The following is an 11,961-nucleotide window of genomic DNA, read 5'->3' on the forward strand; positions in this document are numbered from 1 at the left end:
TGCCGATCAGCCGAGCTATGGCCGAAACTGGGTGATGACGGGTTGAGAGAGGCGGCGTATCGAGGCGGGTGTCGAGCCTGCCAGAACCTCAAGGAGAGCGATACGCCATGAACGAGACTACCAAGATTCTCCCCTTCCGTCAGCGGTCGGCGGTTGACGATCCACTGACAGAAATCCTGCGCAATGGAGCCCGTGATCTGCTCGCCAGGGCGGTCGAAATCGAACTGCAGGCGTTTCTGGAGACGACGGCGGAGCTGAAGCTGCCGGGTGGCCGCGCCCGTGTGGTCCGGCACGGCCATGGCCCTACGCGCAAGATTGCCACGGGGATCGGCGCAATCGAGGTCGCCCGGCCCAAGGTGAGAGACCGCGGCGCCAGCTCAGCCGATCGGATCCGCTTCAGCTCGGCGATCCTGCCGCTGTGGGCGCGGCGGACGAAGAGCCTGGATGCCCTGCTGCCGATCCTTTACCTGCGCGGCATCTCGACCGGCGACTTCCAGGAGGCGCTGTCGGCGCTGCTCGGCAAGGACGCGCCGAACCTGTCGCCGTCGGTGATTGCACGCCTGACGGCCGACTGGCAGGCCGAGTACGAGCGTTGGCAGCGACGTGACCTGTCGGCGCGGCGCTACGTCTATCTGTGGGCCGATGGGGTTTATTTGCAGGCCCGGATGGAGGATCACAGCGAATGTATCCTGGTGCTGGTCGGCGCGACGCCGGAGGGCCGCAAGGAATTGGTCGGCTTCCAGGTCGGCGCCCGCGAGAGCGCCCAGAGTTGGCGTGAGCTCTTGATCGATGTGAAGCAGCGCGGCCTGCGGATCGCTCCCCAAGTGGCGGTCGGTGACGGCGCGCTGGGGTTCTGGAAGGCCCTCGACGAGGTCTTCCCTGGCACGCGCCACCAGCGGTGCTGGTGCCACAAAGTCAGCAACGTGCTCGACAAGGTCGCCAAATCCGTGCAGCGCGCGATGAAGAACGATCTGCGGAACGTCTATCTGGCGCCGAGCCGGGCGAAAGCCGAAACCGCGATCGACACCTTCGTCGAGAAATACCGTGCCAAATACGGACCTGCGGTCGAGTGCTTGATCAAGGATCGTGAGGTGCTGCTCGCGTTCTTCGACTTCCCTGCCGAGCATTGGGTTCATCTGCGCACCTCGAATCCGATCGAGAGCGTGTTCGCCACGGTGCGGCATCGCACGGAGCGAACGAAAGGATCGCTCTCGCCGAAAACCGCCAAGCTGATGGTGTTCAAGTTGATCGACGCTGCATCGAAGACCTGGCGCCGACTGAAAGGAACAAATCAGTTGCCGAAGGTCATCGCCGGTGTAAAGTTTACTGACGGCATCGAGGTCATTCCGACCGCTGAAAGCCACGCCGCCTGATCAGGCCGCGTCACCCAGAATCAGCCATAGCTCCGATCAGCCTAATGGTCGTCTCTTCGTCGAACCGGCTTGGCGTAGAAGTAGTCATGGCTGCAAAATGCCTCCGCCTCCCCGATTGACAGGCTCCTGTTTGGCCGTGGGTGATTGTTGTCGTTACCTCAAGACCACCAGTGGCTGCATGATGCCGATCATCCCGAACAAGCGGTAGGTCGGGTGTCTACCATTAAGAGGTACCTAAGCGGGTCGCCTTCTTTCTCTTCGAAGATCATCGAAGTAGACAGAAACGTAACATCAGACGATTTGTAGCAATGGCTGTGCTCCCGTTTCGGCGCATCCGCGCGTTTCCAATCTGGCTGATGATCCTCGGCGGATATGCAGTTCTTGCGTTTTTGGCGTGGCAACGCGCACCGCAAACGCTGACACACTCAGCTGCACCACCACTCCAAGCCGCACCGTATCAGGCGATCAGGTGACGTGATTGCGATCCGGTCGGATCGTTGGGCGATCGGCGGATGCACCTGATCCCAACGATCCGGGGCTTCCTTGCCTGTGTGGGGCTGTCGTTCTTACGAGATGCCGTCGGCGCGGTCAGCCGAGAGGTCGGGTTTGCCTGAAATGGAAACCGCTCGAAGTGAACCGCCTGGCCACGGCACGCACGTCACGTTCGCATGTTTCGAGCGCGATCTTCTGGGCGAGCATGACGTCTCCGATCGGCAGAGCGCCGGCCGGCGAAAAACATAATCCCTCCCCCAGGCGGCCTCTTTCGTCGATCTCGCACACGTTCACCGAGGCCCCGAGGTGGATCCTGTATCGCTGTCCGCTGTCATTTCCGACGACCTCGAAGTAGCCCTTTTGGGCGAACTGCTCCCGCTGCGCCGGCGACAACCATTGCTGCAAGAGGCGCAGCGACCGGCCCTCCGGCGTCCGCTCGGCGCCGTGCCTGATGATAAGGGCCCGCATCGCTCGCCCCCGGGAACGGCCGCCCGGCGGCATCGATCGAAAGCCAAACATGGCAGGAACGCCGACTTAGCCGCCGACCAGCCTGGGGAAGAAGACGGTTTCTTCCGCCTTCGGGTCGAACGATCGGATCTGCGAAACCTGACCTGGACCGGTCCGGACCGCTGCGGTAAACCCGATATTCGTCAGTTCGTAGAACCGCTGCTCCGCCTTCGCCAGTTCTTGTGCGTCGTCGAGGTTGAAAGGATGACGGCTGTCGCCGCTGTGGTCCATCACGATCTGGATTGCCATAATCGCCCTCCTCGGATTGCTGATAGCCATGGGACCTCGATCGAGTATCGAGCCAAAGTCGTGGATTTTCAAGGGTGGAGCATTCCATCGCAAGTTGCCGCTGGTCTACTGATCGCAGCGGCGCGCAGCCCAAGGCCGTTGCGCATCCGACCGACGCGCGGCAGATGCATCGGGCAATCGTCAAGCTCATTGGGCTCGCCAAGCGCGCCGCCATCACGATCGGCCGTATACCCACGCTGACCAGTTCAAGCGCGCCCGGCGCCAACTCAAGTTCCTGCGAACACGGCTTGGCCGGATCATTCGCGGCATCCGCCTCAAGATTGATGGCGATGCGGTGCTGGAAGCTCGCTTCGGCCCGCTGCTCGGTTACACAATGTACTTTCTGCACCGGCTCCTGAAGCAGCTTGGACTGTTGCATCGGTATCACCGAGAGCCAGGGAATTGGACGACGTTGCTTATTGCTGCGCGCGTGCGAGCGGCTCTTCCATCATGCTGTTCGGCGAACACCCACACCTGCCAAACTCAGAGAGCCTGGGCAACTCTCCGAGCAGATGGCCGGCGGACGTCATCAGCCGCCGGCCATCCTACGCTGCCTTGGGCCTGGGGGCTGGATAAGGCAGCGATCCACTGAGTGATCGCAAGCTTGCCCATCGCCGATTAACAACCCGCGAACCAATTTCGGCAAGCTCCAGGCTTGATCGAACCCTAGAAATCGGTGGTCTTGCATTATTGAGCAAGCCCCCCGTTAGTCGGCGTTCAGCGTCGCAGCGGATTCTATGGCTTTTGCTTATTCGCTGTTTCTCGCGCGGCCAAGCTAAGCTCCAATACTCTGAGCTGCTCGATCAGCAGGTCCACGATCTCTTCGTATTCAGCTGGCTTTAGTGAATCAACGCCGCGTAATGCCATTTGGTTCTGCAGGATCGTCGCCATCATGGCTTTGACGTTCATGGGGCCTCGTCTGGAAATAAGATCGCGTCCAATTCAATTTGAAGTAGATGCCAAACATCACCGATGTGCAACGCCCGTAGAATTACGGGCAGCCTGTAGTGCCGCGAGATGTTCGCAGCGCACAAATAGGATGTCCTCGTCGGCCACCTTTCCCACCACTGCTTGGTTTCTGCTTTCACAGTGCGCCACCCCTGATCTGCGCCAGCTACGAGTTGAACCGCCACGGGTTTGCCGGAGGCTCCAACTCCTGAGAGGATGGAGCCATGACAAGCAAGACGACGAACAAGTTTTCACCCGAGGTCCGGGCTCGTGCGGTTCGGATGGTTCTGGATCATGCGAGCGAGCACCCGTCGCGGTGGGCGGCCGTGACCTCGATTGCGGCCAAGATCGGCTGCACACCGCAGACGCTGCACGACTGGGTCAAGAGGGACGAAGTCGATAGCGGACACCGGGCCGGCGTTCCGACCGACATGGCCGAGAAGCTGAAGGCGCTGGAGCGGGAGAACCGTGAGCTTCGGCAGGCGAATGAGATCCTGCGCAAGGCGAGCGCGTATTTTGCGATGGCGGAGCTCGACCGCCGGTCCAAGCCATGATCGCCTTCATCGACGATCATCGTGGGGCGCATGGGGTCGAGCCGATCTGCAAGGTCTTGCCGATCGCCCCTTCGACCTACCACGCCCATGTGGCCAGGCGGCGCGATCCTGCCAGGCTGTCGGCGCGCGCCAGGCAGGACGCTACCCTGAAGATCGAGGTTCGGCGGGTGTTCGATGAGAACTTCCGGGTCTATGGCGTGCGCAAGGTCTGGCGGCAGCTCGAGCGGGAAGGCTTCGATGTTGCCCGCTGCACGGTGGCGCGACTGATGCGGGACATGGGTTTGCAAGGAGTCATCCGCGGCAAACCCGTCAAGACCACGATCAGCGACAAGGCCGCGCCATGCCCGCTGGATCACGTCAACCGCCAGTTCAGGGCGCCAAGGCCGAACGTTCTTTGGCTCTCCGACTTCACCTATGTCGCGACCTGGACCGGCTTCGTCTACGTCGCCTTCGTCATCGATGCCTACGCCCGCAGGATCGTGGGGTGGCGGGTCTCGCGCACGGCGCATGCGGGCTTCGTGCTCGATGCGCTGGAACAGGCCCTGCACGATCGCCGGCCGGTCCATCGCGGCGGGCTCGTGCACCACAGCGACAGGGGCAGCCAATACGTCTCGATCAAATACACCGAGCGTCTGGCTGAAGCTGGTATCGAACCTTCTGTCGGCAGCGTCGGGGACTCCTATGACAACGCTCTCGCCGAAACCATCAACGGCCTCTACAAGGCCGAGGTGATCCATCGGCGCGGGCCATGGCGCAGCTTCGAGTCCGTCGAGTTCGCGACGCTGGAATGGGTGGACTGGTTCAACAACCGAAGGCTCCTCGAGCCCATCGGCAACATCCCGCCGGCCGAAGCCGAGCAACGCTACTACGCCATGCTGGAACAACCCGCCATGGCGGCATAACTTAAACCAAATTGCCTCCGGCAAACCCGGGGCGGTTCAAGTCGGCAAAATGATCCGCACTTGCGAGCGCTTCGGGCCTCTTAGGCGGCGTCTCCGCTACGCCCAAGGTAGCAAGTCGCAAGCACACAACTCTGCTTGAAAGCGGAATGTTGCTCTGGAATTATCCATCAACCTGATGGTCGCGTTAGCGCGGTCCAGGTTTTGATTCTTTGGGGTATTTCGATGCAGGAAGTTACGTACAAGCCAATCTGGACCGTGCGCATTGCCTCATCGAGAATGTTACCGAAGGATTCCACGCCGATGACTGGGGCCGCGCCACCGAATCAGGTCGGTGGCGCCAATGGCGAGCGGGATCAGCATGGGCGCACGGCGCGAGGTGTTGGCGGCGGTGGCGAAGCGCTACCGTACGGCAGGGCGAGTTGAGAAGGGACGCATCCTTGATGAGTTGACGGCAACGACGGGTTGGCATCGCAAGCACGCGATGCGAGCATTGTCGGCAGCCGGAAGGAACAGGACCGGATTGCGATTGAGCGAGGAGGCGACCGTCGCAACCGAGCCTGCGAGCAGTCGGTGGCGCAAGTACGCCAGTGTGCGCGACGCGCTGATCGCGCTGTGGGAAGCCTCCGATCGCGTCTGCGGCAAGCGCCTCGTATCGATGATCCCAGCGCTGTTGCCCGCACTCGAGCGGCATGGTCGGCTGAAGCCGACGAGCGAAGAGCGTGCGCTGCTGGCAACGATGAGCGCGGCGACAATCGATCGGATGTTGATTGACGCTAAAGTTGCGGCTGCTGGTGGTCGCCGGCGCCGGGGCGGGTTCAGGTGGATGCACTGAATAAACAGCTTGCACAGGCTCGCGCAGACATTGCTGCTGAACAAGCCACCTTGCGGAAAGAGGTCGAAGAAGCTCGCCAAACTATCGTCGAAACGAGGGAGAGCTATGGCTGATTCTGGGTGACGCGGCCTGATCAGGCGGCGTGGCTTTCAGTGGTCGGAATGACCTCGATGCCGTCGGTGAACTTTACACCGGCGATGACCTTCGGCAACTGATTTGTTCCTTTCAGTCGGCGCCAGGTCTTCGATGCAGCGTCGATCAACTTGAACACCATCAGCTTGGCGGTTTTCGGCGAGAGCGATCCTTTCGTTCGCTCCGTGCGATGCCGCACCGTGGCGAACACGCTCTCGATCGGATTCGAGGTGCGCAGATGAACCCAATGCTCGGCAGGGAAGTCGAAGAACGCGAGCAGCACCTCACGATCCTTGATCAAGCACTCGACCGCAGGTCCGTATTTGGCACGGTATTTCTCGACGAAGGTGTCGATCGCGGTTTCGGCTTTCGCCCGGCTCGGCGCCAGATAGACGTTCCGCAGATCGTTCTTCATCGCGCGCTGCACGGATTTGGCGACCTTGTCGAGCACGTTGCTGACTTTGTGGCACCAGCACCGCTGGTGGCGCGTGCCAGAAGACCTCGTCGAGAGCCTTCCAGAACCCCAGCGCGCCGTCACCGACCGCCACTTGGGGAGCGATCCGCAGGCCGCGCTGCTTCACATCGATCAAGAGCTCACGCCAGCTCTGGGCGCTCTCGCGGGCGCCCACCTGGAAGCCGACCAATTCCTTGCGGCCCTCCGGCGTCGCGCCGACCAGCACCAGGATACATTCGCTGTGATCCTCCATCCGGGCCTGCAAATAAACCCCATCGGCCCACAGATAGACGTAGCGCCGCGCCGACAGGTCACGTCGCTGCCAACGCTCGTACTCGGCCTGCCAGTCGGCCGTCAGGCGTGCAATCACCGACGGCGACAGGTTCGGCGCGTCCTTGCCGAGCAGCGCCGACAGCGCCTCCTGGAAGTCGCCGGTCGAGATGCCGCGCAGGTAAAGGATCGGCAGCAGGGCATCCAGGCTCTTCGTCCGCCGCGCCCACAGCGGCAGGATCGCCGAGCTGAAGCGGATCCGATCGGCTGAGCTGGCGCCGCGGTCTCTCACCTTGGGCCGGGCGACCTCGATTGCGCCGATCCCCGTGGCAATCTTGCGCGTAGGGCCATGGCCGTGCCGGACCACACGGGCGCGGCCACCCGGCAGCTTCAGCTCCGCCGTCGTCTCCAGAAACGCCTGCAGTTCGATTTCGACCGCCCTGGCGAGCAGATCACGGGCTCCATTGCGCAGGATTTCTGTCAGTGGATCGTCAACCGCCGACCGCTGACGGAAAGGGAGAATCTTGGTAGTCTCGTTCATGGCGTATCGCTCTCCTTGAGGTTCTGGCAGGCTCGACACCCGCCTCGATACGCCGCCTCTCTCAACCCGTCATCACCCAGTTTCGGCCATAGCTCAACGAGGGAGACTGCCCTGCTTATCTGTGAATGCTGATCGAACATTGCCCCCCCATCGGCGTCGTCGAGACCCTTTCAGGCCGTTGATTTCATTGATTTGAGATGACGGGACCCCTACGCCGATCATGGTCGAGACCTCACGGCGAAACACAGGGTCTCCTTTATCAGTGTGAAGGGTGTGGGTCGGGCATCCCGCGTGACCGGGAGGCAGAGAAGTTCGCGCTCCACCGGGAAATCAGGCGCAAGCTACTGATTAAATTGACTTTTCCTGTGCCGCCGAGACGTTTCTGGCGACGGGCGATCTACTCGCGATGGGCCCTTGCAATTCTCCGTTTTTGGAGTATATTCACTCCTAATTCGGAGGATGTCATGCAAGCCCAGCTCGCCTACCCAAAGGCCGGTTACGAGCCTTCGCCGCTGATCAACTTGAACGATCAGACGGAGCGGGAGCGTTTGAGCCCGTCCGCCATCAAAGCCTTCTTCAACATCATGGAGAAGTGGGCGATCAAGGACGCGGACGCTCGCGATCTGTTGGGCGGCGTTTCGAACGGCGTGTTCTACGAGATGAAGAAAAACCCGGACCGGGTTCTTGATACGGATCGGCTCGCACGGATCTCGCTGCTCATCGGCATCTTCAAGAGCCTCAATATCCTCTACCCAGAAGATCTGGCCGATGCCTGGGTGACGCTGCCGAACAATAACCGTCTCTTCAGTGGCGGAACGCCCTTGTCGTACATGATCCAGGGCGGACTGGCCGCGATGTGGACTGTTAGACGGTTGGTCGACTCACGGCGGGGTGGACATTGACGGTCTCCCCGCCGGTTTCGCTCGTCCGTCAATTCGACACGCATCGACTGATCCCGTCGAAATACAGCGACAACAACGACAGCGTGCTCACGCGCATTGCCGTCGACGATGCGCACCTCAAGGATATTTTCGATCTCGATCACGCGACGAACGATCGCCTCTTGGCCGAGAATGATCGCTTGCCGGGCATCGGGCTTGGCGAGCTTGTCTTCGGTGTTCCTTACTACCGCATCATCAATGCGGCCTTCTGTCATGCTCATCCTCATGGCAGCCGTTTCAACGGCCCCGACCGAGGTGCCTGGTATGGTGGCTTCGAGATCGAAACATCGATCGCGGAAGTCGGCTTTCACAAGCGGGTCGAGCTTGCCGAGGTCTCTTGGACGAAGCCTGTGTTAGTGACCTACGACGATTATCTGGCCGATTTCACCGGCAGTTTTCACGATCTGCGGGGAGCCGCCGCGTTCGCCGCTTGCCTCGATCCCGAAAGCTACATCGAGTCTCAGCGCCTATCGCAGCAGCTGCTTAGCGAAAACTCCCTGGGACTCGTATACCCGAGCGTTCGCCATGAAGGCGGCACCTGCATTGCGTGCTTCCGCCCCGCAGTTGTGGGCAATGTCCGGAAAGATCGAACTCTCCGCTTCACGTTTGAAGTTGGCGCAGATCCGAAGGTCGAGCCCGCCTAATCCATCTCTCGGAAGCCGCAGATCGTCGAGATTGTGAATGCTGATCGAACATTGACCCCCATCGGCGTCGTCGAGACCCTTTCAGGCCGTTGATTTCATTGATTTGAGATGACGGGTCCCCTACGCCGATCATGGTCGAGACCCCATATGTGGACGGCCCTCTCCTCGCAAGGGTCTTTTTGCATTGTTTTGATCAGATCGCTTGCGTCCATATGTCCGTGTGTGGATGCCCCCGGGAAGGCAAGAAGTTTTTATCGACGAACTTGAGAACATGCGATCAGGTGCGGTCGTGTGTCCGGCCTCATAAGTTGCGGCATTCGCACGCCGCGGGCCTGTATGGCGATACGCGGATTAGGTCCAAATCGGCCTGGCGAGCTCAAAGCTCCTGGACATATTCTGGTTATCCAAATCCCGTCTCTAAGACCGTGTTCCCTTACCCGTCCTTCTGCCCTTCTCACATTCCGACGCTATCGGCGGATGGCGCGTCTCAAGCCACCGCTGCTGCCGGATCGCGGTAATTCTCTTTTTTGGTCATTAGGGCCCAGACTATCCGCGCCATCTTATTGGCCAGCGCAGTTGCAACCAGAATGCGCGGTTTGCATACCAGCATCCGGGTAAGCCACGGACCCTTTGGCACGCCCGTTCGTCCAGCCCAATTAACGACCGATGTTGCGCCAAGGATCAAGAGGCGGCGGATATCGCGCTGGCCCATCTTTGATGTTTTTCCGAGCTTCGGCTTGCCGCCAGTAGATTTTTGCCGAGGTACGATCCCAAGCCACGCGGCAAAGTCACGGCCACTCCTGAAGACCTCCATCGGTGGTGCGAAAGCCTGAATCGCCATGGCGGTGATCACTCCAATTCCCGGTATGGTCATTAGTCGCGTGACATCTTCATCCTGCTTGGCACGCTCGCGGATGATCTTTTCCAACGCTTTGATCTTGTCGTCGTACATCGTAATTTGATCCAAATACAGCCGGCTCAAGTCTCGCACCTGTTCAGGTAAGCCGAACTTTGGATCCTCAATAACCTGCTCGAGCCGATGCACATGAACTGTGCCTTGGGGCGCAATCACACCATATTCGGCTAGGTGGCCTCTTAACGCATTGATCATCTGCGTCCGCTGGCCGACGAGAATATCTCGCGTTCGGAACACCATGCTCTGAGCCTGCTGAGCTTCAGTTTTCACGGCGACGAAATGCATCGTTGGGCGCGAGGCGGCTTCAACGATCGCCTCAGCATCGGCAGCATCGTTCTTCTGTCTTTTGACAAACGGCTTCACATAGATGGGCGGAATGAGCCTCACCTCATGTCCAAGCTTAGCAATCTCACCGCCCCAGTAGTGCGAGGTAGCGCAACTTTCCATCGCCACCAGACACTTCGGCTGGCTGTCCAGAAAACCTAAAACTCGCTCGCGCGATAGTTTCTTGCGGAAGATCACCGAACCATCGGCGCCTGCCCCGTGCAGCTGGAAAGTGCGCTTTGCCAGATCAATCCCAATGATGGTAACATTTTCCATGGATGTCTTCTTCCTTGATGATTGCGAATATCCTCATTGGCACATTGCGATGCCGGCGGGAGGGGGCATCCACATGGGGTAATCGCGGAGCGGCTTACCCTGGAAATCAATCATGATCTTGGAGGGTGGCTGTTCCCCGATAGGATGGAAGATACGGGCTCACGACTGGACGGGCCCAAGCATCGAATGGAGAACAGCCATGGACGAATATATCGGTCTCGACGTGTCGATGAAAGAGACTGCGGTGTCGATCCGACGTGGAGGCGACCGGATCTGGCGCGGTAAGTGTGTCTCTGATCCAAAGATCATTGCCGAGCTCATTCGCAAGCGTGCACCGACAGTAAAACGGGTGGTGTTCGAGACCGGCCCGCTATCGGTGTGGTTCTATCATGCGCTGTGCGCCGAGGGCGTGCCCGCGATCTGCATCGATGCTCGCCATGCCAAAGCAGCCCTCGACATGGCTGCGAATAAAACCGACGCGAACGACGCCGATGGATTGGCGCAGCTTGCGGAAGTAGGTTTCTTTCGTGAGGTGCGGGTGAAAGGGTTCGACAGCATGCTAACCCGCACACTCGTGGCGGCGCGCACTCGGCTGGTCAGAATTACCACCGAACTTTCGAACCAGATCCGTGGATTCATGAAAACATTCGGGCTTCTTATTCCAGCCGGAAAGGGAAGCACGTTCGAGAAGAATGTCCGCAGCCTTCTTGTCGATCAGGACGGGCTTGCTCCTATTGTGTTGCCCATGCTGGAAGCTTGGCGAAGCATACGCATCAAGGTCGCCGAACTCGGGCATCAAATCATCACGGCTGCTCGTCAAAGCCAAGCCTGCCGCATCCTCATGTCGATCCCCGGCGTCGGCACGATCACCGCGACATCTTTCGTCACCGCCATTGAAGAGCCTGAAAACTTCAAGAAGTCTCGCTCTGTTGGCGCCTGGCTTGGTTTAACGACCCGACGCTACCAATCGGGAGAGGTTGATTATGATGGCCATATATCCCGACGCGGCGACCATCATCTGCGCGGGCTTCTGTACGAGGCGGCGACAGTCATCCTGACTCGCAGCGCGGCCAACAGCAGCTTGCGCACATGGGGCCTCAAGCTTCGGGAGAGGATCGGCTTCAAACGAGCCGCCGTTGCCGTAGCACGCAAACTGGCGGTGATAATGCATTCGATGCTCAAAACTGGTGAGTTCTTTGATCGGAACGCAGGAGCCGAAATATGATATCTTGCGGATAGCGTTCAAAATCTGAGCGCCCGAGACGTCCCTGCCGGGACGTGGGCCCGAGCCATTCCGTTGATGGGGTTGCACCGCTGATTCAGCAAAGTGCGTCGTCCACTGTGAAGGCTCCTCCCGCGAAGCTCCATCATGCGGCGGCTTATGTCGACCGCGAAGACAACCCTGCACCCGGTACAGGCGTCTTAGAAGCAAAGATACTTGACACCACCTCCGCGATTACATGAACGCTGGCCAAGATGGTTTCCGCGACGCGAGTTCCAAACACGCCGGCGACCTTTGCGGGGTCAGTGGGGTCCACGGAGTATCTCGTGTCTAGGATCGATCGAT

9 protein-coding genes, 3 pseudogenes and 1 other annotated feature are annotated in these 11,961 nt (G+C 59.9%); of the genes and pseudogenes, 7 read left to right on the top strand and 5 right to left on the bottom strand.

The annotated features are described in order from the left end of the window. Positions 1-58: 58 nt before the first annotated feature. Positions 59-1,373: pseudogene (locus NLM33_RS47265) on the top strand (IS256 family transposase). A gap of 588 nt (positions 1,374-1,961) precedes the next feature. Here NLM33_RS47265 and NLM33_RS47270 read toward each other — a convergent pair. Continuing rightward, on the bottom strand, positions 1,962-2,384 hold the full coding sequence (locus NLM33_RS47270; protein ID WP_371930062.1) for a hypothetical protein: 423 nt from the start codon (positions 2,382-2,384) through the stop codon (positions 1,962-1,964). A gap of 15 nt (positions 2,385-2,399) precedes the next feature. After that, positions 2,400-2,621, bottom strand: coding sequence for a hypothetical protein (locus NLM33_RS47275; protein WP_254104198.1), 222 nt, complete (start codon positions 2,619-2,621; stop codon positions 2,400-2,402). 125 nt (positions 2,622-2,746) lie between these two features. On the opposite strand from NLM33_RS47275, the pseudogene NLM33_RS47280 reads away from it, so the two are divergent. Further along, a pseudogene (locus NLM33_RS47280) lies at positions 2,747-3,030 on the top strand (IS5/IS1182 family transposase); the annotation flags it as partial. Between the two features lie 365 nt (positions 3,031-3,395). Here NLM33_RS47280 and NLM33_RS47285 read toward each other — a convergent pair. Further along, positions 3,396-3,569, bottom strand: a complete 174-nt coding sequence (locus NLM33_RS47285) for a hypothetical protein (RefSeq protein WP_254106401.1) — start codon at positions 3,567-3,569, stop codon at positions 3,396-3,398. A gap of 263 nt (positions 3,570-3,832) precedes the next feature. On the opposite strand from NLM33_RS47285, the gene NLM33_RS47290 reads away from it, so the two are divergent. Continuing rightward, positions 3,833-5,064 (top strand): IS3 family transposase gene (locus NLM33_RS47290; protein ID WP_254094988.1). Its coding sequence is split into 2 segments (ribosomal slippage): positions 3,833-4,124 and positions 4,124-5,064, totalling 1,233 coding nucleotides; the frame shifts between segments, so codons are not numbered across the junction. Beyond that, positions 4,117-4,233 (top strand) — a sequence feature (AL1L pseudoknot). It overlaps the preceding gene by 117 nt. A 358-nt stretch (positions 5,065-5,422) precedes the next feature. Continuing rightward, the gene (locus NLM33_RS47295; protein ID WP_254106402.1) at positions 5,423-5,896 is read left to right on the top strand and encodes a hypothetical protein; all 474 of its coding nucleotides are present in this window, start codon (positions 5,423-5,425) and stop codon (positions 5,894-5,896) included. A gap of 133 nt (positions 5,897-6,029) precedes the next feature. Here the strand turns inward: NLM33_RS47295 and NLM33_RS47300 are convergent. Beyond that, positions 6,030-7,342, bottom strand: a pseudogene (locus NLM33_RS47300) (IS256 family transposase). A gap of 415 nt (positions 7,343-7,757) precedes the next feature. Between NLM33_RS47300 and NLM33_RS47305 the strand changes: the two are divergent. Next, complete coding sequence (locus NLM33_RS47305) at positions 7,758-8,195, top strand: DUF2384 domain-containing protein (RefSeq protein ID WP_254106404.1); 438 nt, start codon at positions 7,758-7,760, stop codon at positions 8,193-8,195. Beyond that, positions 8,192-8,878, top strand: coding sequence for an RES family NAD+ phosphorylase (locus tag NLM33_RS47310; protein WP_254106405.1), 687 nt, complete (start codon positions 8,192-8,194; stop codon positions 8,876-8,878). The genes NLM33_RS47305 and NLM33_RS47310 overlap by 4 nt, the downstream gene beginning before the upstream one ends. Positions 8,879-9,365: 487 nt before the next feature. Here NLM33_RS47310 and NLM33_RS47315 read toward each other — a convergent pair whose 3' ends face one another. After that, positions 9,366-10,394 carry an IS110 family transposase gene (locus NLM33_RS47315; RefSeq protein WP_254106406.1) on the bottom strand — a complete coding sequence of 343 codons (1,029 nt, stop codon included), beginning with the start codon at positions 10,392-10,394 and terminating at the stop codon, positions 9,366-9,368. 199 nt (positions 10,395-10,593) lie between these two features. Here NLM33_RS47315 and NLM33_RS47320 point away from each other — a divergent pair, with 199 nt between their 5' ends. Next, positions 10,594-11,619 carry an IS110 family transposase gene (locus NLM33_RS47320; protein ID WP_254106407.1) on the top strand — a complete coding sequence of 342 codons (1,026 nt, stop codon included), beginning with the start codon at positions 10,594-10,596 and terminating at the stop codon, positions 11,617-11,619. Positions 11,620-11,961: the final 342 nt, after the last annotated feature.

Origin of the sequence: Bradyrhizobium sp. CCGUVB1N3 (assembly GCF_024199925.1) — a bacterium.
Taxonomy (GTDB): domain Bacteria; phylum Pseudomonadota; class Alphaproteobacteria; order Rhizobiales; family Xanthobacteraceae; genus Bradyrhizobium.